The sequence below is a fragment of the Streptomyces sp. NPDC047000 genome, assembly GCF_040644295.1.
Classification (GTDB): domain Bacteria; phylum Actinomycetota; class Actinomycetes; order Streptomycetales; family Streptomycetaceae; genus Streptomyces.
In genome coordinates, this window is record NZ_JBEYWE010000008.1 from 47744 (window position 1) to 73507 (window position 25764).

The 25764-nt window shown below is 74.1% G+C and carries 23 protein-coding genes and 1 pseudogene; 14 read left to right on the plus strand and 10 right to left on the minus strand.

Annotated features, from left to right (window positions below; translation table 11 throughout):
* Positions 1-44 precede the first annotated feature (44 nt).
* Positions 45-971: a PmoA family protein gene (locus tag ABZ862_RS15285; protein ID WP_360957512.1), complete on the plus strand. Its 927-nt coding sequence runs from the start codon at positions 45-47 to the stop codon at positions 969-971.
* A gap of 45 nt (positions 972-1016) precedes the next feature.
* Here ABZ862_RS15285 and ABZ862_RS15290 read toward each other — a convergent pair whose 3' ends face one another.
* Positions 1017-1487 carry a helix-turn-helix domain-containing protein gene (locus ABZ862_RS15290; protein WP_360957515.1) on the minus strand — a complete coding sequence of 157 codons (471 nt, stop codon included), beginning with the start codon at positions 1485-1487 and terminating at the stop codon, positions 1017-1019.
* Positions 1488-1586: 99 nt separating this feature from the next.
* On the minus strand, positions 1587-2378 hold the full coding sequence (locus ABZ862_RS15295) for a VTT domain-containing protein (protein WP_360957518.1): 792 nt from the start codon (positions 2376-2378) through the stop codon (positions 1587-1589).
* 346 nt (positions 2379-2724) lie between these two features.
* On the opposite strand from ABZ862_RS15295, the gene tuf reads away from it, so the two are divergent.
* Together tuf and ABZ862_RS15305 are read left to right on the plus strand one after the other, a co-directional pair.
* Entirely contained in the window at positions 2725-3903 is a 1179-nt protein-coding gene (tuf, locus tag ABZ862_RS15300) for an elongation factor Tu (RefSeq protein ID WP_360957520.1), read from the plus strand.
* A gap of 188 nt (positions 3904-4091) precedes the next feature.
* Positions 4092-4937 (plus strand): fused MFS/spermidine synthase, encoded by an 846-nt coding sequence (locus ABZ862_RS15305; RefSeq protein WP_360957523.1) that lies wholly within the window; start codon positions 4092-4094, stop codon positions 4935-4937.
* Positions 4938-4962: 25 nt separating this feature from the next.
* Here ABZ862_RS15305 and ABZ862_RS15310 read toward each other — a convergent pair whose 3' ends face one another.
* Entirely contained in the window at positions 4963-6039 is a 1077-nt protein-coding gene (locus tag ABZ862_RS15310) for a hypothetical protein (protein ID WP_360957526.1), read from the minus strand.
* Positions 6040-6179: 140 nt separating this feature from the next.
* Here ABZ862_RS15310 and ABZ862_RS15315 point away from each other — a divergent pair.
* Positions 6180-6611, plus strand: a pseudogene (locus tag ABZ862_RS15315) (DUF4442 domain-containing protein); the annotation flags it as partial.
* Positions 6612-6861: 250 nt separating this feature from the next.
* Positions 6862-7521: a DedA family protein gene (locus ABZ862_RS15320; protein ID WP_360957528.1), complete on the plus strand. Its 660-nt coding sequence runs from the start codon at positions 6862-6864 to the stop codon at positions 7519-7521.
* A 70-nt stretch (positions 7522-7591) separates the two neighbouring features.
* Here ABZ862_RS15320 and ABZ862_RS15325 read toward each other — a convergent pair whose 3' ends face one another.
* Positions 7592-8128: a gamma carbonic anhydrase family protein gene (locus ABZ862_RS15325; RefSeq protein WP_360957531.1), complete on the minus strand. Its 537-nt coding sequence runs from the start codon at positions 8126-8128 to the stop codon at positions 7592-7594.
* A 140-nt stretch (positions 8129-8268) separates the two neighbouring features.
* On the opposite strand from ABZ862_RS15325, the gene ABZ862_RS15330 reads away from it, so the two are divergent.
* Positions 8269-9045, plus strand: a complete 777-nt coding sequence (locus tag ABZ862_RS15330; RefSeq protein ID WP_360957534.1) for an acyltransferase — start codon at positions 8269-8271, stop codon at positions 9043-9045.
* 85 nt (positions 9046-9130) lie between these two features.
* On the opposite strand, the gene ABZ862_RS15335 is transcribed toward ABZ862_RS15330, so the two are convergent.
* The gene (locus tag ABZ862_RS15335; RefSeq protein ID WP_360957537.1) at positions 9131-9988 is read right to left on the minus strand and encodes a DMT family transporter; all 858 of its coding nucleotides are present in this window, start codon (positions 9986-9988) and stop codon (positions 9131-9133) included.
* Between the two features lie 146 nt (positions 9989-10134).
* Between ABZ862_RS15335 and ABZ862_RS15340 the strand changes: the two genes are divergently transcribed.
* Both ABZ862_RS15340 and ABZ862_RS15345 read left to right on the plus strand, forming a co-directional pair.
* The gene (locus ABZ862_RS15340; RefSeq protein ID WP_360957540.1) at positions 10135-10707 is read left to right on the plus strand and encodes an XRE family transcriptional regulator; all 573 of its coding nucleotides are present in this window, start codon (positions 10135-10137) and stop codon (positions 10705-10707) included.
* Between the two features lie 63 nt (positions 10708-10770).
* Complete coding sequence (locus ABZ862_RS15345; protein ID WP_360957543.1) at positions 10771-11328, plus strand: YbaK/EbsC family protein; 558 nt, start codon at positions 10771-10773, stop codon at positions 11326-11328.
* Between the two features lie 24 nt (positions 11329-11352).
* Here the strand turns inward: ABZ862_RS15345 and ABZ862_RS15350 are convergent, their stop codons facing one another.
* Positions 11353-11760: a CoA-binding protein gene (locus tag ABZ862_RS15350; protein ID WP_360957546.1), complete on the minus strand. Its 408-nt coding sequence runs from the start codon at positions 11758-11760 to the stop codon at positions 11353-11355.
* A 212-nt stretch (positions 11761-11972) separates the two neighbouring features.
* Here ABZ862_RS15350 and ABZ862_RS15355 point away from each other — a divergent pair, with 212 nt between their 5' ends.
* The 5 genes from ABZ862_RS15355 to ABZ862_RS15375 all read left to right on the plus strand — a co-directional run bounded on the left by ABZ862_RS15355 (position 11973) and on the right by ABZ862_RS15375 (position 18266).
* The gene (locus ABZ862_RS15355; protein ID WP_360957549.1) at positions 11973-12719 is read left to right on the plus strand and encodes a hypothetical protein; all 747 of its coding nucleotides are present in this window, start codon (positions 11973-11975) and stop codon (positions 12717-12719) included.
* Positions 12716-13264 (plus strand): histidine phosphatase family protein, encoded by a 549-nt coding sequence (locus ABZ862_RS15360; protein ID WP_360957552.1) that lies wholly within the window; start codon positions 12716-12718, stop codon positions 13262-13264. The genes ABZ862_RS15355 and ABZ862_RS15360 overlap by 4 nt, the downstream gene beginning before the upstream one ends.
* Positions 13265-13332: 68 nt before the next feature.
* On the plus strand, positions 13333-13959 hold the full coding sequence (locus ABZ862_RS15365) for a YigZ family protein (RefSeq protein WP_360957555.1): 627 nt from the start codon (positions 13333-13335) through the stop codon (positions 13957-13959).
* Positions 13960-14106: 147 nt separating this feature from the next.
* Entirely contained in the window at positions 14107-15270 is a 1164-nt protein-coding gene (locus ABZ862_RS15370; RefSeq protein WP_360957558.1) for an exonuclease SbcCD subunit D, read from the plus strand.
* Positions 15267-18266: an SMC family ATPase gene (locus ABZ862_RS15375; RefSeq protein ID WP_360957560.1), complete on the plus strand. Its 3000-nt coding sequence runs from the start codon at positions 15267-15269 to the stop codon at positions 18264-18266. The genes ABZ862_RS15370 and ABZ862_RS15375 overlap by 4 nt, the downstream gene beginning before the upstream one ends.
* Before the next feature lie 37 nt (positions 18267-18303).
* Here the strand turns inward: ABZ862_RS15375 and ABZ862_RS15380 are convergent, their stop codons facing one another.
* The 4 genes from ABZ862_RS15380 to ABZ862_RS15395 form a co-directional block, all read right to left on the minus strand.
* Positions 18304-19995, minus strand: a complete 1692-nt coding sequence (locus tag ABZ862_RS15380; RefSeq protein ID WP_360957563.1) for a DUF885 domain-containing protein — start codon at positions 19993-19995, stop codon at positions 18304-18306.
* A gap of 393 nt (positions 19996-20388) precedes the next feature.
* On the minus strand, positions 20389-21681 hold the full coding sequence (locus ABZ862_RS15385) for a GNAT family N-acetyltransferase (RefSeq protein WP_360957566.1): 1293 nt from the start codon (positions 21679-21681) through the stop codon (positions 20389-20391).
* Between the two features lie 161 nt (positions 21682-21842).
* A complete protein-coding gene (locus ABZ862_RS15390; RefSeq protein ID WP_360957569.1) occupies positions 21843-23429 on the minus strand; it encodes an alkaline phosphatase D family protein in 1587 nt (528 codons plus the stop codon).
* A gap of 345 nt (positions 23430-23774) precedes the next feature.
* The gene (locus ABZ862_RS15395; protein ID WP_360957572.1) at positions 23775-24608 is read right to left on the minus strand and encodes an alpha/beta fold hydrolase; all 834 of its coding nucleotides are present in this window, start codon (positions 24606-24608) and stop codon (positions 23775-23777) included.
* Between the two features lie 370 nt (positions 24609-24978).
* Here ABZ862_RS15395 and ABZ862_RS15400 point away from each other — a divergent pair, with 370 nt between their 5' ends.
* The gene (locus tag ABZ862_RS15400; RefSeq protein ID WP_360957575.1) at positions 24979-25740 is read left to right on the plus strand and encodes a GntR family transcriptional regulator; all 762 of its coding nucleotides are present in this window, start codon (positions 24979-24981) and stop codon (positions 25738-25740) included.
* The last annotated feature ends 24 nt before the right edge of the window (positions 25741-25764 follow it).

Here is a 25764-nt window from a genome sequence, read left to right on the forward strand (position 1 = left end):
ACCGCCGCGGGTGTCGAGCGGACCGCCGTGGGCGAGGTGCCCGCATGACCGGTCCGCGGATCGTCCACGCCCACGGCGACCGGATCACGCTCATCGACCGGGCCTCCGGCATCGAACTGCTCAGCTACGTCTACGCCCCCGAGTCCGCCTGGGAGGCGCCGAAGCCGTACGTGCACCCGATGCGCACCCTCTCCGGTGACGTCGTCACCGGTTACCGGCCGAGCGACCACCGCTGGCACAAGGGCCTGTCCCTGACCGCCTCGCATCTGTCCGGGGCGAACCTGTGGGGCGGTAACACCTATGTGCACGGCAAGGGATACCTCGAGCTGCCCGAGCGGGTCGGCTGGATGGCGCACGTCGCCTTCGACGAGGTCGGCTCCGACGGGGAACGGGCGCTCATCGCCGAGCGCCTGACCTGGCACCCGCACGACGGGGCGCTGTGGGCGGACGAGGTACGGCGCCTCGAGGTGCACGATGTCGATCCGGACGCCGGTTCCTGGGAGCTGACCTGGACGAGCGCCGTCACCAACCGCCGTGACGTACCGCTGCGGTTCGGCAGTCCCACCACCGCCGGCCGCGAACTGGCCGGTTACACCGGCCTGTTCTGGCGTGGCCCGCGCGCCTTCCGGGACGGCCGGATCATCGGCCCCGACGGCGAGGGACCCGGTCTGATGGGCACCCAGGCCCCGTGGCTTGCTTACTCCGGCGAGCACGACGGCACCGACGGCCACGCGACCCTGGTCTTCGTGCACGCCCCCGAGAACGACCACTCCGGTGCGGACGGCACCCACCCGGCGCACTGGTTCGTGCGCAGCGACCCGTTCGCCGGGGTGGCCCCGTCCTGGGCCTTCCACACCGAACTGGCCCTGGCGCCCGGCGCCGTTCTCCGCCGCCGCTACCGGGTCGTGGTGGCCGACCGGGCATGGGGGCGGGAGGAGATCACCGGATACCTGGAGGACCGTCCGTGGTGATGCGGGAGGCTCGTCGGCCGGCTCACCCGACGGCTCCCCCGCAGGTCAGGCGGCGGTGGGCCCCGCCACGGTCCAGCCAGGGGACTGCGGGTGGGCGGTGAGGTCGTCGTGCCGCACCGCCGCACCGCAGGCGGTGCACGTGACGACGGGGACCAGTTCGTTCCCGCAGGTGTGCACGATCACCATGGGGCGGTCGCCGTTCCCGCGCAGATGCCGGTCGCCCCACTCCATCAGCGTCATCAGCACCGGCTCCAGCTCGAGCCCGGCCCGGGTGGGCCGGTACTCGAAGCGCTGCGGGCGCTCGCTGTAGACCTGCTTGGTCAGTATCCCGGCGTCGACCAGCCGCCGCAGCCGGGTCGCCAGGATGTCGCGCGGGGCGCCGATGTTGCGCACCAGCTGGTCGAAACGGCCGTTGCCCAGGCACACCTCCCGCAGGACGAGCAGGGAGTACTTCTCTCCGACGAGCGCCAGGGCATCGGCGATCGAGCAGGGGCGTGCGTCTTTGCGAGCGGCCATGGGGCCAGTGTAGGCAGGGTTTGATTTCCGAATGCAGTGGGCCGGGTGAGTCCGGATCTCCTACTCGCCGGTGGCCGCACGCGCCGTCCCGCAGGCGCCCTACCGGACGGCCGCCCGCAGGTGATGCCGCTTCCGCCAGGCCACCAGGACACCCGCGAGGGCCGGCAGGGCGATACAGGCCATGGCGATCAGGAACGCGGGTGAGGTGGGTGCGGAGGCACGGGCGCCGGCGACGGCGTAGGCGGCGGTGTTCGGGACCGAACCGAGTGCGGTGGCCAGCACGAACGGCACCCAGCCCATCCGGGAGACGGCGGCGCAGTAGTTCGCGGCCCAGAACGGCACCCCGGGGAAGAGCCGTGCGGCCATCATCGACCGGAACCCGTGCCGGCTGAGCTGTCCGTCGGCCGCCTTCAGCCACCGCCCGCGCAGCAGCGGTCGCAGCGCGTCCTGCCCGAGCATCCGCCCCAGCCCGAAGGAGAGTCCCGCGCCGAGCACCGTGCCCGCCAGTGCCGTACCGAGCCCGAGCTGCGACCCGAACAGGGCACCGGCGGCGAGGTTGAGCAGTGGCCGCGGTACGAACGCCACGGTGCACAGCCCGTAGGCCCCCGCGAACATCAGCGCCGCGGCGAAACCGCCGAGCTGCGGCGGCCACCCGTCGGCCAGCATGCGCTGCGGCTGGAACAGCAGCACCAGGGAGGCGGCCGCGCCGAGCAGCGCGACGAGCAGCGACAGGCGCGCCCACGGCGAGAGCAGCGCTCTCGCGCACCGGGCGGTGAGACCGGCCGGGGCGGCGGGCGGGACGGGCACGGGCGAAGCGGTGACGAGCTCCGTGGCGACGGCCCGGGGAGAGGCCGTGCCGGTGCCCCCAGAGCGGGTGGGTGCATCGAGCATTCCGCGACAGTAGCCCACGGACGGGTGTGATCGCCGTATGGAACGTCTCAGCCCGGTGCCGGGCGGGAAAACCGTTCGACGGTTCGCCGTCCGTCCGTCATGCTCGGGGCATGTTCCGGCCCGCCTTCCTCCTCACAGCGTCCGCCCTCGTCGCGGATGCCCCGAAGGCTGCCGCTGTCCCGGACCTCGACGCACTCGACGGCGCACGAAGCTGACCCTCCCCGGATCGTCCGGCGGACCCCGCAGGGGGAGGGTCGGCACCTTCCGGGGGTCCCCGTTCCGGCCGCGCTCTCCCGCACGGCCGGGGCCGTCAGGAGCACCATCGAAGAGGCTTCGAGGTACAGCCATGCCCAAGACCGCCTACGTGCGCACCAAGCCGCACCTGAACATCGGCACCATGGGGCACGTCGACCACGGCAAGACCACGCTCACCGCCGCCATCACCAAGGTTCTCGCCGAGCGCGGCACCGGAGGCGGCACCCGCTACGTGCCGTTCGACCGCATCGACCGGGCCCCGGAGGAGGCGGCGCGCGGCATCACCATCAACATCGCGCACGTCGAGTACGAGACCGACACCCGGCACTACGCCCATGTCGACATGCCGGGCCACGCCGACTACGTCAAGAACATGGTCACCGGCGCCGCGCAGCTCGACGGGGCGATCCTCGTCGTCTCCGCGCTCGACGGGATCATGCCGCAGACCGCCGAGCACGTCCTGCTCGCCCGGCAGGTGGGCGTCGACCACATCGTCGTCGCCCTCAACAAGGCCGACGCGGGGGACGAGGAGCTGACCGACCTGGTCGAGCTGGAGGTCCGCGAGCTGCTCACCGCGCACGGTTACGGCGGCGACACCGCGCCCGTCGTGAGGGTGTCCGGGCTCCGGGCCCTGCAAGGGGACCCGCGGTGGACGGCGTCCGTCGAGGCGCTCCTCGACGCCGTGGACACCTATGTGCCCCTGCCCGAGCGGTACGTGGACGCGCCGTTCCTGCTCCCGGTGGAGAACGTGCTCACCATCACCGGGCGCGGCACGGTCGTCACGGGCGCCGTCGAGCGCGGCACCGTGCGGGTCGGTGACCGGGTCGAGGTGCTCGGCGCGGACGTCGACACCGTCGTCACCGGGCTCGAGACCTTCGGCAAGCCGATGGACGAGGCCCAGGCCGGCGACAACGTCGCGCTGCTGCTGCGCGGAGTCCCGCGTGACGCGGTGCGCCGCGGGCATGTCGTCGCCGCGCCGGGGAGCGTGGTGCCGAGCCGGCGGTTCACGGCACGGGTGTACGTGCTGTCCGGGCGCGAGGGCGGCCGTACGACACCGCTGTCCAGCGGGTACCGGCCGCAGTTCTACATCCGGACGGCGGACGTCGTCGGGGACGTCGACCTCGGTGAGGCGGCCGTCGCCCGGCCCGGGGAGACGGTCACCATGACCGTGGAACTCGGGCGGGCGGTGCCGCTCGAGCCCGGGCTCGGGTTCGCCGTCCGGGAGGGCGGACGGACGGTCGGCGCGGGGTCCGTCGTCCGCGTCGGATGACGGCTGTCCGATGACGGCCGGCGGATGACGGCCGGCGGATGACGGCCGGCCGACCTTTTGGTCCGTCTGCCGTCTGCCGTTCGCCGTTCGCCGCGAGGGCTCGCGGGGAGGTGTCCGGACCGGGGTTCCGCCGTACCGGTGTGGCCGGCGGTGCGGGCCGAGCCGGTCCGGACCGGCACAATGGCGGGGTGAGTGAAGCTGTGCCCGTGGTCCGGGAGACCGAGTTCGGGGTCGTGAAGCTGATGCCCGACATCGACCGGGAGCGGGCCTGGCTGCTCACGGTCGACGGGGCGCCGCAGTCGTACGTCGATCTGGACGCGCCCGCGCATCTGGAGTTCGAGTACGCGCGGCGGCTCGGGCATGTGCTGGACGGCCTGGGGGAGCCGGGGCGGGCACTGGACGTGGTGCATCTCGGCGGCGGCGCGCTCACCCTGCCGCGCTACGTCGCCGTGACCCGGCCCGGCTCCCGGCAGGACGTCGTCGACGCCGACCGGGGGCTGCTGGAACTGGTGGCCGCGCATCTGCCGCTGCCCGACGGCGCCGGGATCACGCTGCACGCCGCCGACGCCCGCGCCTGGCTGGCGGCGGCCCCGGACCGCTCCGCCGACGTGATCGTCGCCGATGTCTTCGGCGGCTCCCGGGTCCCCGCCCACCTCACGACGCTCTCCTACGCCCGCGAGGCCGAGCGCGTCCTGCGGACCGGCGGCGTCTACCTCGCCAACCTCGCGGACGCGGCGCCGTTCACCTTCCTGCGGTCCCAACTGGCCACGTTCGGTGCCGTGTTCGAGGAGCTGGCGCTGGTCGCCGAGCCGGGCGTGCTGCGCGGCCGGCGGTTCGGCAACGCGGTGCTCGTCGCCGCCCACCGGCCACCGGACCTCGCCGCCCTGGCCCGGCGCACCGCGGCCGACGCCTTCCCGGCCCGGGTCGAACACGGCGACCGGCTGCGGGAGTTCGTCGCCGGGGCACGACCGGTGCGGGACGCGGACGCCGTACCGTCGCCGGAGCCCCCGGAGGGTGCCTTCGGCATCGGCTGACCCTCCGCGGGGCGCCGCCCCTCTGTCAGCTGCCGGTGGGCTCGCCGTGCAGACGCACGGTGTCGAGGATCTTCATGACGGTCGCCTTCGGGACCTCCTTGGACACACCCTTGGCGCCGAAGAAGTTCCATGACACGAAGTCGCCGGCGGAGTTCTTGAAACCGAAGGTGACGGCCTTGCCGTCGCTGGCGCACTTGCCCTTGGCGGGTGTGTTCGTCGACTGGGCCCACGCGATGCTGCCCTTGATGCCGGAGGCGGTCGTGTAGGGCTGGGCCTTCTTGTCGGCCGTGATGCTCTTCTTGTCCGGCTGGGTGTAACCGCCGTAGACCCACCAGGCCACCGTGTTGACGGCCACCTCGTCGGTGGTCTTGGCGCCGTTGGCCCCCTTGGAGCCGACCGCGGCCAGTTCCGTGTCCTCGGAGTGGCCGTCCTTGTCGTCGTCGGAGGTGCACCACTTGGACTGGTACTGCGCCGTGCCCGACATGGTGACCAGCGGCTTGAGGTCGTCCGACTTCTCGTCCTCGAAGCCGAGATACATGGTCGGGGACTGGACCTCCCAGTCGGCCGGTACGTCGAAGGCGATGCCCCACTTGGGGTTGACGACGACCTTCCAGCCCGCGACGGTCGGCTTGAGGGTCTCGTTCCCGCGCGGATTGTCGTCCGAGCCGGACGCCGACACGGTGGGCTGAACGGACGGCGACGTGCCGGCCGACGAGTCCGTCTGCTTGCCGGAACCGCCGCCCGCCTCTTCGTCCCCCTTGCCGCCCAGCACCAGGAAGCCGGTCACGCCCGCCGCCACGACCACGGCCGTGGCCGCCCCGATCGCGATCCACTTCGTCCGGCCGCCGCCGCCCCCGCCACCGCTCGCCGGCGGACCGCCCGGCGCGGGCGTCCCCGCCGGTGCCGGAGCGCCCCACTGTCCCTGGTGCGGCTGCTGCGCGTACGGGCCGGGCTGCTGATAGCCGGGCTGCTGATAGCCGGGCTGCTGATAGGGATTCGGCTGCTGATACCCCGGCTGCTGGTACGGATTGCCCTGCGGGTTCTGCTGCGGGTCGTGTTGCGGGTTCTGCTCGCCCCCGGGCGGCTGCTGTCCTGGCCACATGGGCAGTAACCCTAGTGCCCGTCATGACACGGCCGGGTCACCGTCCCTTGTCAGGGACGTACCGAGTCGGTCGCGGAACGGGAAACTCTGGCCAGACTCACCTACTCGTTAGTAACATCCCGTCCATGAGCGCAGATCAGATGTCGATCGGCGAGCTGCTCGCCGCCACGGTGCCGATGGTCCGCACCTTGAACCTCGCGTACCTGGAGACCACTCCGGAGAAGGCCGTGCTGGCCCTGCCGGACCAGAGCGAGTACCGCAACCACGTCGGAGGGCCGCACGCCGGGGCCATGTTCACGCTCGGCGAGTCCGCGAGCGGCGCCGTCGTGCTCGCCGCGTTCGGCGACCAGCTCTCCCGGGCGGTCCCCCTGCCGGTGACCGCCGAGATCGCGTTCAGGAAGATCGCCCTCGGCCCGGTCACCGCGACCGCCACCCTGGGCCGGCCCGCCCCCGAGGTCGTCGCCGAACTCGACGCGGGCAGGCGCCCCGAGTTCCCGGTGACGGTCGCCATCCGGCGCGAGGACGGCGCGGTCACCGGCGAGATGACCGTCGTCTGGACCCTCCGCCCGAACAGCACGGACGGCCCGAACAGCCCGAACAGCCCGGACAGCGCCGGCGGCGGGGCCGGTCCGGCCGACGGGGCGCATCCGGGGAGTTAGCCCGCGCCGCCCGGCCCCGGCGGCCCCCGGCCGCCTCGGGGCTCGGGCGCCGGGAGGGCGAGCGGGTACGCTTCCTGTGTGCGCCCTGCCGCCTCGCCGCACCGTCCGGTGCCCTGTGCGGCGCACACCCGGAGTGCCGGGTCGCGAACGGGAGGAACCGGCGTTGCACGTCCAGGAGTGGCTCGACACGGTGCCCCCGGCCGCCGTCTACGCCGTCGTGGCCCTGGTCATCGGCGTGGAGAGCCTCGGTGTCCCGCTGCCCGGTGAGATCATCCTCGTCTCGGCGGCCCTGATGTCCTCGCAGCACTCGGGCATCAACCCCGTCGTGCTCGGCGCCTGCGCCGTCGTCGGCGCCGTCGTCGGCGACTCCATCGGCTACGCGATCGGGCGCAAGGGCGGCAGACCGCTGCTCGCCTGGCTGGGCGCGAAGTTCCCGCGCCACTTCGGTGAGGCCCATGTCGCCACCGCGGAGCGGTCCTTCGAGAAGTGGGGCATGTGGGCCGTCTTCTTCGGCCGCTTCATCGCCCTCCTGCGCATCTTCGCCGGCCCGCTCGCCGGGGTGCTGCGCATGCCGTACTGGAAGTTCCTGACCGCCAACGTCCTCGGCGGTGTGATCTGGGCGGGCGGGACGACCGCCGTCATCTACTACGTCGGTGTCGTCGCCGAGTCCTGGCTCAAGCGCTTCTCGTGGCTGGGTCTGGTGGCGGCGGTGCTGATCGGGCTCGGCTCGTTCGTGGTCGTCCGGCGCAAGGCGAGGAAGGCGCAGCACCAGCAGACGGCGGCCGAGGAGGCGGAACCCGAGCCGGTGGCCGCCGCCGAATGACCTCGCGCGTCTGACCGCACGTGAGCGCGGGCCGCCGCTGCGGGACCCCGCTGCGGCGGCCCGCGCCGGTCTACCCCTGTCGGTGCACCTCCTGGTGTGCCTTGCCCAGGTCCGCGTACCTCGTGCCGTTCAGCGTGATGCCCTCGCGCTCCTCCGGCGTCAGCTCCCGCCGCACCTTCGCCGGGACCCCCGCGACCAGCGACCCCGGCGGCACCACCGTTCCCTGCGGCACCAGCGCCTGCGCGGCGACGAGCGAACCGGCTCCGATCACCGCGCCGTTGAGCACCGTCGCGCCCATGCCGATCAGGCAGTCGTCCTCCACCGTGGCCCCGTGCACCACCGCGTTGTGCCCCACCGAGACCCGCTCGCCGACCGTGACCGGGAAGCCGGGGTCGGCGTGCAGGGTGCAGTTGTCCTGGACGTTGCTCTCCGCGCCGACGGTGATCCGCTCGGTGTCGCCGCGCAGCACCGCGCCGTACCAGACGCTCGCCCCCGCCCCGAGCGTCACCTCGCCGATCACCGAGGCCGTCGGCGCCACGAAGGCCGTGCCGTCGATCCGCGGTTCCCGTCCGCCGATGCCCGTGACCAGCGCGCGGTGCGTCGTCATCCGTGTCTCCTCGTCCGTGTCTTCTCGCCGTCCGTGTCCGCCGGGCGGCTCCGGTCCCCCGCACCGTACCCATCCGGTGGGGCGAAGATCACAGCCCGCCCGTCTCCTGGCCCCCGGCGCGCGCTGAGTACGGTGTGCGGGTGCCCGGAAGCAGGAACACGTTCTCGTCATGGCGGCGCCGCCTCGCCCAGCGCGCCGTCCACGCGGGCTGGGCCTGGGCGCAGCGGACCGGCTCCGTCACGGCCGATCACCCCGGGCGGTTCCGCTTCGGCGCCCTCGGACCGGCCACCCGGCTGGCCTTCCCGCTGGGCACGGTCTTCGGCGAACCGTGGATCCACGTCGGCTCGCACTGCATCATCGGCGAACAGGTCACCCTCACGGCCGGCCTGATGCCCGACCTCGACCTGGGTCCCGACCCCATCCTGCGCATCGGTGACGGGGTGGTCCTCGGCCGCGGCAGCCATGTCATCGCGGACACGGCCGTCACCATCGGCAGCGACTGCTACTTCGGGCCGTACGTCTACATCACGTCCACGAACCACTCCTACGACGATCCCCATCAGCCCATCGGCAAGCAGTGGCCGAGGATGGAACCGGTGGAGATCGGCCCCGGCTGCTGGATCGGCACCGGTGCGGTGATCCTGCCGGGGGCGAGGATCGGCCGGAACGCCGTGGTGGCCGCCGGTGCCGTGGTCCGGGGCGCGGTCCCCGACCACGCCGTGGTGGCCGGGGCGCCTGCCCGTGTCGTCCGCCGCTGGACGCCCGCCGAGGGCTGGCAGCCCCCGCTGCGCACCCCGGCGCCGGTGCCCATACCCGAGGGCACCACCCCGGGTCAGCTGCGGGCCCTCGCCGACCTGGACGAGGCCGCGGTCGCCCGTCTCACGGAGCTGGACGCCGGGACCCTCGCCGACGGCTGACCCGGCCCGGGCGCCGCCGCCCTCCGCCCCGTTCCCCGTACCGCCCTTCGCCTGCCGTGACCGCCACCCGCCACCCGCCGGCGGTTCACCCCGTTGCCAGCAGCAGCGTGCCCAGCAGGGCGAGGCCCGCGCCCGCCGCCTGGATCACGCGCAGCCGTTCGCTGAGGAAGCCCCGGGCCGCCAGCGCCGTCACCACCGGGTAGAGCGAGGCCAGCACCGCGGCCACGGTGACCGGGCCGAGCCGCGCCGCCGTCGAGTAGGTGCCGTTCGCCGCGACGTCGGCGAGACCGACGAACGCCAGCGCCGGGAGCGAGCCCCACGGGAAGCCGCCCGCCGGAAGCACCGGCGTACCGCGCGCCACCATGGCCCCGAGGCCCGCGCCGCCCGCCACCACATTGGCCACCCGCTGCACGAACAGGGCGAGGAACAGTCCCGTGACGGTCGTCGACGCGGCGGCGATCAGCACGAACACCATGCCGAAGCCGAGGGCGGCGACCAGCGTCAGTACGATCGCCCGCCGCTGCACCGGCGCACCCCGCAGCTGAGGGCCGCCCGCCAGCACCACTCCGGCGACGGCCACCGCGATGCCCGCGGCCTGCCAGGGGCCCGGACGTTCGCCGAACAGCAGCCCGGCGCCGACCGGGACGGCGACACTGAGGGTGGCCAGCGGCGAGACCACGCCCATCGGGCCGAGTGCCAGCGCCTCGTAGAAGCAGATCATCGCCACCGGGCCGATCAGACCCGCCGCGACCGCGAACCACAGCCGTGGTCCGGCCTCGCTCCAGGCGCCGGTCGCCACCACGATCGCGCCGAGGACGGCCGTGGCGATCCCCTGGGAGACGACGACCACGGTCAGTGCCGGTGCGCGCCTGCTCAGCAGTCCGCCGCCGAAGTCGGCCAGTCCCCACAGAAGGCTGGTGGCCAGGGCGAAGAACACGGTCACGGGTCGCCTCACAGTACAGTTCGGTGAACAAGGGGGTGCACCCCACCATAGTTCGGTGAGGTGCACTCTGTCATACATAATATTGCACTATCGGGCCACTGGCCTTCACCCACCACCCTCAGGCCCACCGAGACCACGGACGGAACGTGTCGGACCTCGACCTGCTGACCCAGTCCCTCGCGCGCAACGTGAAGCGCTGGCGCACCGAACGGGGCTTCACGCTCGACACGCTGGCCGGCCGCGCCGGGGTCAGCCGCGGCATGCTCATCCAGATCGAGCAGGCGCGCACCAACCCCAGCATCGGCACCGTGGTCAAGATCGGCGACGCGCTCGGCGTGAGCATCACCACCCTGCTCGACTACGAACAGGGCCCCGCCGTCCGGATCGTCCCCGCCGACCAGGCCGTACGGCTGTGGCACACGGACGCGGGCAGCTACAACCGCCTCCTCGCGGGCACCGAGGCCCCCGGCCCGCTGGAGATGTGGGACTGGCGGCTGATGCCGGGCGAGGGCAGCCCCTCCGATCCGCACCCCACGGGCACGGTCGAGATGGTCCATGTCACGGCGGGTGAGCTGACCCTCACCGTGGACGGCATCGAGTACCGCGTCCCGGCGGGCGCCAGCGCCTCCTTCGAGGCCGACACCCCCCACACCTACGCCAACGACGGCGACGAGCCGATGCGGATGGTCATGGCCGTCTCGGTGCCGCCCGTCCGCTGAGGCGGCCCTCGCCGCGGGAAAACGCCCGGCCGCGCGGCCGGACACGGCTGTTAGCGTGCCGTCATGCGCGCACCCATCGGAGACTTCGACACCGTCCGCCCCGCCCCCGACTGCCTCGCCGACCTCGTCCCGCCGGTCGCCGACGCCGTGCGCGGCTGGTCCGGCGGCGTGCCCGCCGACCAGATCCTCCACGTCGAGACCGACCCGCGCTGGGCCGACACCGCCGTCTTCGTCGAGCACTACGGCCGCGAACTCCTGGAACGGTCCGCCAACTGCGTCGTCGTCGCGGGCAGGCGGGGCGGCGAGACCACCCTCGCCGCCTGCCTGGTGCTCTCCACCACCCGGGTCGACGTCAACGGCACGGTCCGCCGCCGGCTCGGCGTGCGCAAGGCGTCGTTCGCCCCGGCGGACACGGCGACGGGGGAGACCGGCATGGAGTACGGCGGCATCACCCCGGTCGGACTGCCCGCCGGCTGGCCCCTGCTCATCGACTCCGCCGTCGTCGACCTGCCCTGGGTCCTCGTCGGCAGCGGCCGCCGCGCCGGAAAACTCCTCCTGCCGGGAAAGGCCTTCGCCGACCTGCCCGGCGCGGTCGTCCTGGACGGCCTCGGAGTGGCCTGAGCCCCGGGCCGGGGCCGGTACGGTTCAGCCCAGGCGCGGGTACTCGATGGCCGGGCAGCGGTCCATGACCATCTCGAGCCCCGCCGCGCGGGTGCGCTCGTACGCCGCCTCGTCGACGACGCCCAGCTGGAACCACACCGCCTTCGCGCGCTTGCCGACCGCCTCGTCGGCGACCTGCCCGGCGAGGCCGCTGTTGACGAAGACGTCGACCACGTCCACGGCGAACGGGATGTCCGCCAGCGAGGTGTACCCCTGCTCGCCGTGCACCGTCTCCGCCTTGGGATGCACCGGCACGACACGCTTGCCGTGCCGCCGCAGCACCTCCGCGACGCCGTACGCCGCGCGCCGCTCGTTGTTCGACAGGCCCACCACCGCCCAGGTGTCACCGAGTTCGGTCAGGATCGTGCGGATCGTCGCTGCGTCGCCGTGCACCGCGGCCTCCTCCGGCCTGGGAAAGGGATGGGCAAAGGCTGCCCCAGGGGGTCCTCACCGGGGCAACAGCGCAGGGTATACGGTGATTCCCCGGTACGGGAAAGGGGTGGCCGATGCCCGGTTCCGAAGCTCTTCGGCATGATCCAGGGCGCGGCGTCCCGAATCGTCGCGAGTTGCCTGCGGCCGGCCCGCCGTCCGCCTACGCTCGCCCCGTGCTGCGCATCACCGACGCCCGCACGGGCGAATCCGCCGATCCGGTCCCGGCCCGCCGCGGCCTCACCCGGATCGAGGTCCACACCCGGGACTTCACCACCACGGCCCTGCGGGTGCTCCTGGTCGCCGACCTGTTGCAGCGCGCCCTGGAGATCGGCGGCACCCCCGTCTGGGCGCTGCTCGACGGGGACCGCCACCAGGCCGACCTGCGCGCGGCGGGCGCCGCTCTCGGCATCCGCCCCTTCGAGGACAGCCGCGGACTGGGCGAGGGTCTCGGCGAGGCCCAGGTCGTCCATGTGGCCGCCGCCGACACCGCCGCCCGCCTGCAGGACCCGGGCGGCGTGGTCGTCGCCGTCGCCCCCGTCACGCCCGCCGGTCCGGCACCCGTGTACCCGGCCGGCGGCACCGACCCCGCCGTACCGCGTCTCGCCCTGCTCTCCCGGCACCACGCCGACCCCCTGCACCTGGACGCCGCGGTCCTCGACGCGGCCCGTGACACCCTCGCCCGACGGCGCCGTGCCGTGGCCGACTGGGCCAGGCGCCCCTCGCGGCCGGTACCGGACGAGGTGCGTGCCCGGCTGCGACGGGCCTGGGAGGACGACCTGGACGTCCCGGCCGTCCTGGAGATCCTGGAGACCGTGGCGGAGCATCCCGACCTGCCGGACGGCGCCCGCTTCGAGACGTACGCCTACGCCGACCGGCTGCTGGGCCTCGACCTCACCCGTGACCTCGGATCCCCGGCATGACCGCCCGCGCCGGAGCGGGACCGCTGCGCCGGCTGGTCGTCCTGCGGCACGCCAAGTCGGCCTGGCCGGTGGGCGTCCCCGACCACGAACGCCCGCTGGCGCCCCGCGGCCGGCGGGACGCGCCCGCCGCCGGCCGCGCCCTAGCCGAGGCCGACTGCCTGCCCGATCTCGCGCTGTGCTCCACCGCCGTCCGCGCCCGCGAGACCTGGCAGCTGGCCTCCGCCCAGTGGGGCACCCCGCCGCCGGTGCGGTTCGACCCGCGGCTGTACGCCGCCGGGGTCCCCGACCTGCTCGAGGTGGTGCGCGACACACCGCCGGAGGTGGAGACCCTGCTGATCGTCGGGCACAACCCCGGCATGGAGGAACTGGTCCTCGAACTCGCCGGGGACGGTCTCGACGACGCCCTCGACCAGCTCCACACGAAGTTCCCGACCTCGGCGATCGCCGTCCTGGCCTGGCACGGTCCCGGCTGGGAGGCCCTCGCTCCCGGCACCGCCCTCCTCACCGGCATGACAGTGCCCCGGGGGAGGAAGAAGCACGGCTGACCGCCCGCCGCCGCCCGCGGCCGGTGTCCGTGGCGGAGAGGCCGCCGTCCGGCACATAAGCTGACCGGATGCAGGACGAGTACCGCACCGTCGCCCGGCCCGGTGTCCACGAGACCGAGGTGAACCGCTCCCGCTTCCTGTGCGCGCTCGCCCCGGCGGCCACCGAACGCGAGGCCCAGGACTTCGTCGCCGCCGTCCGCAAGGAACACGCCGACGCCACGCACAACTGCTGGGCCTACGTCATCGGCGCCGACGCCGGCGTCCAGAAGGCGAGCGACGACGGCGAACCCGGCGGCACGGCGGGCGTCCCGATGCTCCAGATGCTGCTGCGCCGGGACATGCGTTACGTCGTCGCCGTCGTCACCCGCTACTTCGGCGGCGTCAAACTCGGCGCCGGCGGCCTCATCAGGGCCTACGGCGGTGCGGTCGGCGAGGCCGTCGACCACCTCGGCACCGTCACCCGCCGGCGCTTCCGGCTGGCCACCGTCACCGTCGACCACCAGCGCGCGGGCAAGGTGCAGAACGACCTGCGCGCGACCGGACGCGCGGTCCGCGACGTGCGGTACGGGGAGGCCGTCACCATCGAGATCGGGCTGCCGGACGCCGACGTCGACGCCTTCCGCGCCTGGCTGGCCGACGCCACCGCGGGAACGGCCGGGTTCGAACTGGGCGGAGAGGCATACGGGGACGCCTGACGGACCGCGGTGCGGGCCACCGCCGGTGACGCGCTTTTTGTCGCACAGGGCGCCCCAGGGACCGGCAAGCGGTCGATGCCGGTCGATACCGGTTGATAGGGGAGTGGCCGGCCGCGATGTCGGACCCGGCCGTTAGTCTCGGGAATCATGAGGCTCCTGCACACTTCCGACTGGCATCTGGGCCGGGCGTTCCACCGGGTGGACATGCTCGAGGCCCAGGCCGGGTTCATCGGCCACCTCCTGCGCACCGTGCGCGAGCGCGAGGTGGACGCGGTGGTCGTGTCGGGAGACGTCTACGACCGCGCGGTGCCCTCCCTCGCCGCGGTCGAACTGTTCGACGACGCCCTGCACCGGCTCGCCGCCCTCGGCGTGCCCACGGTGATGATCTCCGGCAACCACGACTCCGCCCGCCGCCTCGGCGTGGGCGCCGGGCTCATCGGGCGCGCGGGCATCCACCTGCGCACCGACCCGGCGGCCTGCGGAACGCCCGTCGTGCTCCGGGACGACCACGGCGACGTCGCCTTCTACGGCCTGCCCTACCTCGAACCGGCCCTCGTCAAGGACGAGTTCGGGGTGGACAAACCCGGCCACGAGGCGGTGCTCGCCGCCGCCGTGGACCGGGTGCGCGCCGACCTGGCCGCCCGCCCGCACGGAACCCGCTCCGTGATCCTCGCGCACGCCTTCGTCACCGGCGGCGAACCCAGCGACAGCGAGCGGGACATCACCGTCGGCGGGGTGGCCGCCGTACCGTCCGGCGTGTTCGACGGCGTGGACTACGTGGCGCTCGGGCATCTGCACGGCTGCCAGACCCTCACCGACCGCGTGCGCTACTCCGGTTCGCCGCTGCCGTACTCCTTCTCCGAGGCCGCGCACCGCAAGAGCATGTGGCTCGTCGACCTCGGCGGGGACGGGACGGTGAGCGCCGAGCGCGTCGACTGTCCGGTGCCCAGACCGCTCGCCCGCATCCGCGGTCCCCTGGAGGAACTGCTGGCCGACCCCGCGCTGGCCCGGCACCGGGAGTCCTGGGTGGAGGCCACCCTCACCGACCCGGTCCGGCCCGGCGAACCCATGGCACGCCTCACCGAGCGGTTCCCGCACACCCTCAGCCTGGTCTTCGACCCCGACCGTGCCGAGGACGAGCGGGGCCTGTCGTACGCCCGCCGCCTCACGGGGCGCAGCGACCAGGAGATCGCCGAGGACTTCGTCGCCCATGTGCGCGGCGCGGGACCGGACGGTGCCGAACGGGGCGTGCTGCGCGACGCGTTCGACGCCGTCCGCACCGACGACACCGTACGGGAGGCCGGCCGGTGAGGCTGCACCGTCTCGACCTCACGGCCTTCGGCCCGTTCGGCGGCTGCCAGTCCGTCGACTTCGACGCCCTCGCCGCCGAGGGCCTGTTCCTGCTGCACGGCCCGACCGGTGCCGGAAAGACCTCCGTCCTGGACGCCGTGTGCTACGCGCTGTACGGCGCCGTGCCCGGTGCCCGGCAGAGCGGCCAGGGCATGAACCTGCGCAGCGACCACGCCGACGGCGCCACCCGTACCGAGGTCCGCCTGGAGTTCACCGTCGCCGGACGCCGCCTGGAGATCACCCGGCAGCCGCCCTGGGAACGCCCCAAGAAGAAGGGCCGCCCCGGTACCACCGTCGAGAAGGCGCAGAGCGGGCTGCGCGAGTACGACGCCGGGACCGGTTCCTGGAAGGCCCTCGGCCGCTCGCACCAGGAGATCGGCGAGGAGATCGCCCAGCTGCTCGGCATGAGCCGCGAGCAGTTCTGCCAGGTCGTCCTGCTGCCCCAGGGCGACTTCGCGCGGTTCCTGCGCGCCGACGCCGAGGCCCGCGGCAGACTTCTCGGCCGTCTCTTCGACACCCGGCGCTTCGCCGAGGTCGAGAAGCGCCTCGCCGAGCGGCGCCGCACCACCGAGGCCAGGGTGCGGGAGGGGGACGCGGCGCTGCTCGCCGACGCCCACCGCATGCAGCAGGAGGCGGGCGACGCCATGCCCCTGCCGGACCTCGCCCCCGGCGTTCCCGGCCTCGCCGAAGCCGTCCTGACCGCTGCCGCCGTCGCCCGCAGCACCGCCCGCGAACAGCTCACCGTCGCCCGCTGCCGGCTCACCGCGGCCGAGTCCGCCCAGGCCACCGCCGGGCACATCCTGGACGAGGCCCGCGAACTGGCCCGCCTCCAGCGCCGGTTCGCCGAGGCCCGGGAGCGGGCGGCGCGGCTGGAGGCCCGAGCCGGCGACCATGACCAGGACCGCGCCCGCATGGACCGGGCACGCAAGGCCGAGACGGTCGCGCCCGCCCTCGACCTGCGCCGCGCGGCAGAGGCCGGACACCGGCGTGCCGCCGGGGCCGACGCCCGCGCGCGAGCCCAGCTCCCGCCGTCGGACGCCGGTTCTGCCGCCGCGGACCTGGCCGCCGCCGCGCGCCGCGCCGCGGAGGAGCTCGGCGGCCTCGAGTCGGCCCGCCGGGCCGAACAGCGGCTGACCGCGCTGCTCACCGAGCGCGCCGGGCTCGACCGCCAGGAGCGTGCCGACGACGACGTCATCCAGGACGCCGATGCCTGGCTCGCCGGGTGGGACACGGCGCGTACGGCCCTGCAGACCCGTGTCGACGCCGCCCAGGAGGCCGCCACCCGCGCCGAACAGCTCGCCGAGCGGCGCGAGCCGCTGCGGCTGCGGCTCGCGGCGGCCCGGATGCGCGACCAGCTCGCCGGGGACACCCGGGAGGCACAGGACCGGGCGTCCGCCTCCGCCGGTCGCGCCCTGCGCGCGCACGCCCACTGGCTGGACCTCAGGGAACAGCGGCTCGACGGCATAGCCGCCGAACTCGCCGAACGCCTCGTCCCCGGCGAACCCTGCGCGGTCTGCGGCGGAACCGACCACCCCGCCCCCGCCCGCAAGGCCGCCGGCCAGGTCGACCGCCAGGCCGAACAGCAGGCCCTCGCCGCGCACCGGCACGCCGACGAGCGGCGGGCCGAGGACGAGCAGCGGCTCGGCGTCGTCCGCGAGGCCCTCGCCGCCGCCACCGCCGAGGCGGGCGACACGCCCACCGACCTGCTCGCCGCCGAGGCCGACGACCTGGAACGGCGGTACGCGCAGGCCCGGCACGAGGCCTCCGCGCTGCACGGGGCCCACGAGGAGCTGCGCCGTGCCGAGCGCGAGCGCGAGCAGCGCCTGGCCGAGCGTCAGGAGGCCGCCGTCCGGGCCGCCTCCCGCCTGGCCCGCCGTGACGGCCTCGACCGGGAGAAGGCCGAACTCGAGACGGAACTGACCCAGGCCCGGGGTGCCGCCGGCAGCGTGGCCGCCCGGGCCGCCCAGCTGGAGCGCCGGGCGGCTCTGCTCACCGGGGCGGCCGACGCGGCTCGCGCCGCCGCCGACGCCGCCGAGCGCCTCGAGGAGGCCGACGTCCGGCTGGCCGACGCCGCGGTCCGCGCCGGGTTCGGCACCCCGCAGGACGCGGCGGCCGCCCTCCTCGACGACGCCGCCCACCGGGACCTCCAGCGCCGCCTGGACACCTGGCAGGCCGAGGAGGCCGCCGTCCGTGCCGTGCTCGCCGAGGCCGGTACCGCGGACGCAGCCCGGCGGCCGCCCGCCGATGTCGCCTCGGCCGAGGCGACGGCCACGGCCGCGGGCCGCCGGGTGCGCGACGCCGCCTCCGCGTGCGACGCCGCCGCCCGCCGCTGCACCGAGCTCGACCGGCTCGCCGCGCGTGCCGCCGGGGGCGTACGGGCCCTGGCGCCGCTGCGCGCCGAGTACGAGCGGGTGGCCCGCCTCGCCGCGCTCACCGCGGGCACGGCCGCCGACAACGAGCGCAAGATGCGCCTGGAGTCGTACGTCCTCGCCGCCCGTCTGGAGCAGGTCGCCGCCGCCGCGACCACGCGGCTGAGCCGGATGTCGTCCGGCCGCTACACCCTCGTGCACTCCGACGGCCGCTCCGGACGCGGCCGCAGCGGGCTGGGGCTGCACGTCGTGGACGCCTGGACCGGCCGCGAGCGCGACACCGCGACCCTGTCCGGCGGCGAGACCTTCTTCGCCTCGCTCGCCCTGGCCCTGGGCCTGGCCGACGTGGTCACCGACGAGGCGGGCGGGGTCCGGCTCGACACCCTCTTCGTCGACGAGGGCTTCGGCAGCCTCGACGACCAGACCCTGGACGAGGTCCTGGACGTCCTCGACTCGCTGCGGGAACGCGACCGCAGCGTGGGCATCGTCAGCCATGTGCCCGACCTGCGGCGCCGTGTCCACGCCCAGCTGGAGGTCGTCAAGGGCAGATCGGGCTCCGCGCTGCGGCAGCGCGGCACCGGCGGCTGACCGGTGCCGCGGCCGGCGGCGGCACCGGCCGGGACGGCTACAGCCGGGACAGCTCGTCCACGAGGTCGTCCAGACCGAGAGAGCCCTGGGACAGTGCCGCCATGTGCCACGCCTTCAGGTCGAAGGCGTCACCGTGCCGTTCGCGGGCCTTCTCACGGCCCAGCAGCCAGGCCCGCTCGCCCAGTTTGTAACCGATGGCCTGGCCCGGGATCGTCAGATAGCGGGTCAGCTCGCTCTCGACGAAGTCCGCCGGACGGCTGCTGTGCGCACCGAAGAACTCCTGCGCCAGCCCGGGCGTCCAGCGCTCACCCGGCCGGAACGGGGAGTGCGCCGGGATCTCCAGCTCCAGATGCATGCCGATGTCGACGATGACCCGCGTCGCCCGCATCATCTGCGCGTCCAGGTACCCGAGCCTCTCCTCCGCGTCCGTGAGGAAGCCCAGTTCGTCCATCAGCCGCTCCGCGTACAGCGCCCAGCCCTCGGCGTTGGCGCTCACCCCGCCGACCGTGGCCTGGTAACGGGACAGGTCGCCGGCGACATGCGTCCACTGGGCCAGCTGGAGATGGTGGCCGGGGACACCCTCGTGGTACCAGGTCGACACGAGGTCGTACACCGGGAACCGGGTCTGCCCCATCGTCGGCAGCCAGGTGCGGCCCGGCCGGGAGAAGTCCTCCGACGGCGGTGTGTAGTACGGCGCCGCGGCGCCGCCGGGCGGAGCGATGCAGGACTCCACCCTGCGCACCCGCTCGGCGAGTTCGAAGTGCGTGCCGTCCAGTTCCCCGATCGCCTTGTCCATCAGGCCCTGCAGCCAGTCGCGGACCTCGTCGACGCCCTCGATGTGCCGGCCGTGCTCGTCGAGGTGCGCCAGCGCCGCCCACGGCGTGGCCGCGCCCGGCAGCACCTTCCCGGCCTCCCGCTTCATCTCGGTGAGGAGACGGTGGTACTCGTCCCAGCCGTACGCGTACGCCTCGTCGAGGTCGAGATCGGTGCCGTTGTAGTAGCGCGACCAGCGCGCGTACCGCTCCCGGCCCACCGCGTCCGGGGCACCCTCGATCGCCGGCGCGTACACGTCGCGCATCCAGTCCCGCAGCTCCACCACGGCCGCCGTCGCCGCGCGGGCCGCCTCGTCGAGCTCGCCGCGCAGCGCGTCCGGGCCCGCCGCCGCGAAGCCCTCGAACCAGCCGTGTCCGGAGCCGTCCGGGGCCGCCCACTCGGTGAGCTGACCGGTGAACGTGGCGGTCGGGCGGGGGCCCGCCGGCAGCCCGCGGTCGAGACCGAGGCGCAGCGACTCGCGGTACCCGGCGAACGCGGCGGGCACGGCGCGCAGCCGTTCGGCGATCGCGGCCCAGTCCTCCTCGGTCCGGTCCGGCGTCACGGTGAGCACCTCGCGCACCCGGTGCGGGGCCGTGTCCAGGTTGCCGACATGGCGCAGGCCCTCGTCGGCGTCGTGCACCGCGAGCTCGGCGGTGAGCCGCTCGCGCAGCAGCCGGCCACAGCGCCGCTCGATGCCGCTGTCCGCGCCGGGCCCGCGTTCCGCCTCGTCGAGCCGCGCGAGGGTGGTGCGGGCCAGGTCCGCCAGGGCCTCCTGCCCCGCGGGTGAGGTGTCGGGCAGCCGGCTCGAACTCTCCGGCACCCCGAGATACGTACCGGTGACCGGATCCAGGGCGATGAGTGCGTCGACGTAGCCGTCGGCGACCTGACGGGGCAGCGGGCTGGTGAAGTCAGACATGCGGCCATCCTCGTACGGTGGTGACGCCCGCGTCACCCGGATTCCGCCGGGGCGCGCCGGTGCCGCCGCCGCTGTCCGCGCCCGGGCGGCGGCGGGCCGCACCCCCACGGCCGGAAGACCGGCCGGGTTCCGGTCCGGGCCGTCGGCTGCCGCGAACCCGTCCGGCCCCGCTGCCGCGGATCCGTCCTGCGGGCCGCGGCCTCACGGGGGCGCGGCCCGCGTGGTGGTGCAGGGCGTCAGGTGTCACGCGTACCGGGCTCGAGACTTCCCGTGGGTTCTCGCCGGGCGTGCGGTCCACACGGCGTCCCGCTGCGGCGAGTCGCCCGCCCGGTCGCACCGGGCCACCGCCGGCGTCCGCCGGGGCGGCCACCGCGTCTCGTCGTCCCGGGGGCCTCAGTCCCGCAGGACGTACCGGCCGAACCGTTCCGCCCGCACCGCGGCCGGGACGGCGTCCAGGCGGGCGGTGATGACCAGCGTGCCCTCCTCGATCTGGTAGTCGAGCGGGAGGCCGAGACCGCGCATCGCGGCGACCATCCCGGTGTTGGACGCCTGCGTCACGGCGTACACGCTCGCGCAGTCCGCCTCGACGGCCATCGCCACCAGGCGCTCCAGCAGTTCGCCGCCGATGCCGCGCCGCTGCCACTCGTCCTCGACGAGGAGCGCGATCTCGGTCTCGTCGCCGTCCCAGAGCAGATGGCCGAGACCGACGATCCGCCCGGAGGCCGTCCGGGCGGCGAGGGTGCGGCCGAAGCGGGGGCTGAGCAGGTGGTTGAGATAGCGGTCCGCGTCGCCGACCGGACCGTGGTAACGCCTGCTCAGCGTGCCGGTGGAGCAACGCTCGTGCATCTCCCTGGCCGCCGCCAGGTCGTCCGTTCCGGCACGGCTCACGGTGATGTCATGACCCTCCGGCAGGGTCAGCACGTCCTGGCCGCGCGGTATGCGCATGCCCAGCCGGGAGTCCAGCTCCACCAGCGCGCGGGCCCGCGCGAACTCGGTCGGGGTGAACGGCAGATACGGCCGCTCCACGGTGATCACTCCGCCTTCCGGTGCCCGCAGTCGCATCACGGTGTCCTCCAGCACGCCCTCGGCGGGTGCCTCGACGGCACCGGGGACGCCGGACACCGGTCGCGCGGGCAGCGAACGGATGGTGCAGCGTCCCAGCAACTGCCGCAGCGCGAGCGGCAGTTCCGCGGCGTCGAGGGCGGTGCGGGTGGCGAGACCGAGGATCCGGGTCGGGGCGTCCACCAGATCGTGGGCGTCGGCCCGCTCGATCCAGGTGTCCGCGCCACCGGCCGAGGATACCGCGTCGGTGATCTCCGGCGCCGCGAGCGCGGCGGGGGCCCGCAGCAGGAACTCGTCGACCGTGCCGACCGCCAGCGGGTGGGCCTGGAGGCTCAGGATGTCGACCTCGCGCCCGGCCAGCGCGGCGCACAGGGCGGCCAGCGAGCCCGGCGCGTCCCTGACCGTGGTCCGCATCCGCCACAGCATGTCCGGAGCGGGTGCGGTGCCGCCGGTACCGGCACCGGTACCCGTACCGGCGGCACCGGTGTCGTCCCTGGGCGGCGCGTGACCGTGGCGCCGTGTCCACCGTGTGCGCAGGCCCGTGAGGAGGCCGGCGAGCCCGGCCGGCGCGGTCCGGCGGCCGGGTCCGGGACGGTCGTCGTCGGCGTGCGTCGCACCAGTCATGTCTCGATTCATGCAGCCACTGTGAAGGAAAGGTGTTGCGTGATCACAAACGCATTGTGACTGATGGGTTAAGCACGCTTATGGCTGATTTGTTGTTTTTTCTTGTACTTACCCGGTGGGTTACCTGCGGTATCCGGCCGCGGCCGCCGTAACCGCGGAGCTCACTGCCCCACGAGACCGGGCTGCAGCACCTTGGTGAACAGGACCGTGCCGTCCTGCTCGCGCAGCCGTACGGTCAGCTCGCCGCTGTCGCCGTCGATGTCGACCTCGCCGAAGAACTGGTACCCCCCGGCCGGGGACACGTTGGAGGCGGTCGGCGCCTTCACGAACACCCGCTCCGGGCCGAACGTGCCGTCCAGGGCGCTGGCGGGGAAGGCGCCGGCGTTCAGCGGGCCGGAGACGAACTCCCAGAACGGCTCGAAGTCCGTGAACGCCGCCCGTGAGGGCTGGTAATGCTGCGCCGAGGTGTGGTGCACATCGGCCGTCAGCCACACCGTGCCGGTGATCCGGCGGTGCTTGACGTACCGCAGGAGTTCGGCGATCTGCAGCTCACGGCCCAGGGGCGCGCCCGGGTCGCCCTGCGCCACCGCCTCGAAGTTCGGCCTGCCCTCCGTCGTGTCGGGCACCACGAGGCCGAGCGGCATGTCGGCGGCGATCACCTTCCACACCGCCCGGGAACGCGACAGCTCGCGTTTGAGCCATTCCAGCTGCTCGGCGCCCAGGATGCCCTGCGGGTCGGTGGTCCGGTCGTCGGGGGAGTTGGCGTCGCGGTAGGTGCGCATGTCCAGGACGAACAGGTCCAGCAGCGGCCCGTGCCGCATCACTCGCTGCACCCGGCCCTCCTTCGCGCCCGGCCGCAGCGTGGAGACCGGGAAGTACTCGCTGAACGCCCGGCGTGCCCGCGCCGCCAGCACGTCGACGCTCTTCTCGGTGTACCGCGTGTCGGTGCTCGCGATCACCTCGCCCGGGTACCAGTTGTTGCGCACCTCGTGGTCGTCCCACTGGATCACCGACGGGACCCGGGCGTTGAACCGGCGCAGGTTCGCGTCGAGCAGGTTGTAGCGGAAGTTGCCGCGGAACTCGGCCGGCGTCTCGGCGACCTTGGACTTCTCCTCGGTGGTGACGTTGCGCCAGAGACTGCCGTCGGGCAGCGCCTGGGTGGCGGAGAGCGGGCCGTCCGCGTAGATGTTGTCGCCGCTGCAGAGGAAGAAGTCCGGGTCCAGCTTCTCCATCGCGCGGTAGATGGTGTAGCCGCCGAAGTCCGGGTTGATGCCCCAGCCCTGACCCGCCAGATCGCCGGACCACAGGAAGCGCACGCCCCTGCGGCGCTGGGCGGGGACGGTGCGGAAGGTCCCGGTGACCGGCTCGCCGGTGCGGCGCGGGTCGTCGGGATCGGCGAGGAGCACCCGGTAGTGGATCTGCTCGCCGGACGGCAGACCGTGCAGCCGGGTGGTGCCGGTGAAGTCGGTGCCGGCGCCGAGCAGCGGGCCGTGCCAGGTGTGCGGGTTGCGGAACGACTCGGTGGCGGCGGTCTGCACGATCATCCGGGCCGGGCGGTCGGAACGCACCCACACCAGACCGGAGTCGGCGGTCACGTCGCCGGTCTGCACACCCCAGTCGGCCGAGGGCCGTCCGGAGCGGGCGAACGCCGGGGCGGCGCCGAGCGTGCCGGGCAGGGTCAGGGCCGCCGAGGCGGCGAGGGAGCCGCGCAGTACGCCGCGGCGCCCGGGGAACGGACGGTGTGTCATGGCTGTGCCTCCATGGAACGGGTTCCGGCCGGTGTGCACAGCCACACCTACTGGGGTGCCGCGGCGCACACGGAAACCAGGAGTGAACAGATCCGCCCCCGGTCCCCCGGCTCGGCAGGTGCTCGGGCGTGATGCCGCGATGCGGGGGTCCGGCAGCGGTCGACGAGCGGACCGTGGCGGCGGCTTTCCGGGACCATGGCTTTTGGCGGTGCGGCTGATGCACAGGGGCCGTACGCGGCCCGCCGTGCCCGGCCGCCGTGCCCGGCCGCCGTGCCCGGCCGCCGTGCGCGGCCGGTGGGCGTGGACGAGGCGCGTGGACGAGGCGCTGCCCCTCGCGGCGAGCGGTCAGCGGCTGCCGTCGAGGATCACGCGGGCGACCAGCGCGGGGTCGTCGTTCATCGGGCAGTGCCCGCAGCCGGGCAGGCTCACCAGGCGGGCGCGCGGGATGACGTGCTTGGCACGCACCCCCTGGCGGCGGACCAGCAGCAGGTCCCGGGTGCCCCAGGCCACGGTGACGGGGATGCCCGGGATGTCCTCGGTCCACCGGACCGCCGCACCCGCGCCCAGCGTCCGCTCGAACCCGGTGGCGTTCGCCAGCGCCAGCGTCTCGGCGACCACCGCCTCCGGTGAGCGGCGGCCCGGACGGGCGTAGATGGTGCTGGTCAGGAGCGTGCGGCCGGCCGCGGAACGTGACAGCCGCTCCACCAGCGGAAGGGGCAGCCGCCGCGAGAGGTGCCGCATCGTCAGCAGCACACCGAAGGCGTAGCGCCGCTCGGCGTCGGACCAGAACCCCGCCGGTGACAACGCCGTGACGGACCGTACGAGCTTCTCCCGGCCGAGTTCCAGGGCCAGCAGCCCGCCGAGCGAGTTGCCCGCCACGTGGGGCCGTTCGACGCCCAGTTCGGCGCAGAGCCCCGCCAGGGCGGCGTTCACCGTGGGCAGGTCGTGGGCGAGGCCGTCCGGCAGGGCGGGGGAGTCACCGAATCCCGGCAGGTCCACCGCGATCACGTCGCGCTCGGCGGCGAGGATGCCGGCCACCGGGTCCCACGCCTGCCGGTGATGGCCGATCCCGTGCAGCAGGAGCAGCGGCTCACCGTGGCCGGTACGCGTGTACGACACCGTCACGGGCTGCGGACCGAGCGGGGAGGGGACCTCGTAGGACACGGTGGCGGACGGCATGGGGGCTGCTCCTCGTCTGGGACTCGCGAACGGGCGCCGGTGCGGCGGAGGACACCGGCGCGGCGGGCATGCCGACGGCCGGGCAGGCAGACAGCTTGGCAGTAATCGCTACTGACGGGTAGCCCCCTGATGGTGCCCGCGCCCGCGCCTGCCGGCGGTCCGACACGCCGCGACGCGCCGTCCTGCCCGGCCGGTCGCGAACGCTGTATGAACGCTCTGTTGCCCGGCCCCTGTGCACCCACTATGGGAACAACGATTGGTATTGACCAAGGATGGGGGCCGCCCTATGGTCGCTGAGAAGTGCAACAACCTTTCATATTCAAGGGCGCCTTAAGAACGCCGCCGGACCACGGTTATTGCGGAGGACAGGGTGGGGACCACGCAGCTGGAACCGGTGCCGGAGCCGAAGTACTGGCATCTGAAGACCGTGCTCAGTGAGGCACTGGACTCCGAGTTCGCCGTGGGCGAGATCCTGCCCAACGAGCGCGATCTCGCCGCCCGCTTCGGCGTGGCCCGTGCCACGCTCCGGCAGGCGCTCGAGCAACTGGAGCTGGAGGGCCGGCTGCAACGCAGGCGCGGCGTCGGTACGACCGTCGCCCCGCCGCGGGTCGGCGTGGCCGTCGGCACGGAGCGGCATGCCTGGCCCGGCACCGCGGGCGACGCCTGGCAGCCGGTGGACTGCGTCACCGCTGTGCCGCCGGCGGCGGTCGCCGCCGCGCTGGAGATCCCCGCGGACGAACCCGTCCACACGGTGCGCCGCACCCGCACATCGCACGGTCAGCAGGTCGCCGCCGAACTGCTCTACATCCCCGCGACGTCCGTCCCCGATCTCTCCGGGATCGACACGCCGTCCGGAGCGGCACGCGCGCGTGCCGTGCTGCGCGAACTGCAGCACCTGCCGCTGGAGGACCAGGACCGCGCCGTGGAACTCGGCTCGGCCCGCGCGGACGACGCCAGGGAACTCGACCGGCTGCCCGGGGCGCCCGTCCTCGTCGTCACGACCCGCTTCGTCGCGTCCGGCCGCACCGCCGCACTCTCGACGGCCACCTACCGTGCGGACACCTGCCGTCTCACCTTCGGCGCCTCGGGCGGCGTCGAGATCCACGAGGGCCCGGAACGCCGGGCGTCCTGACCTGCACCGGACCGGTCGGTGCGC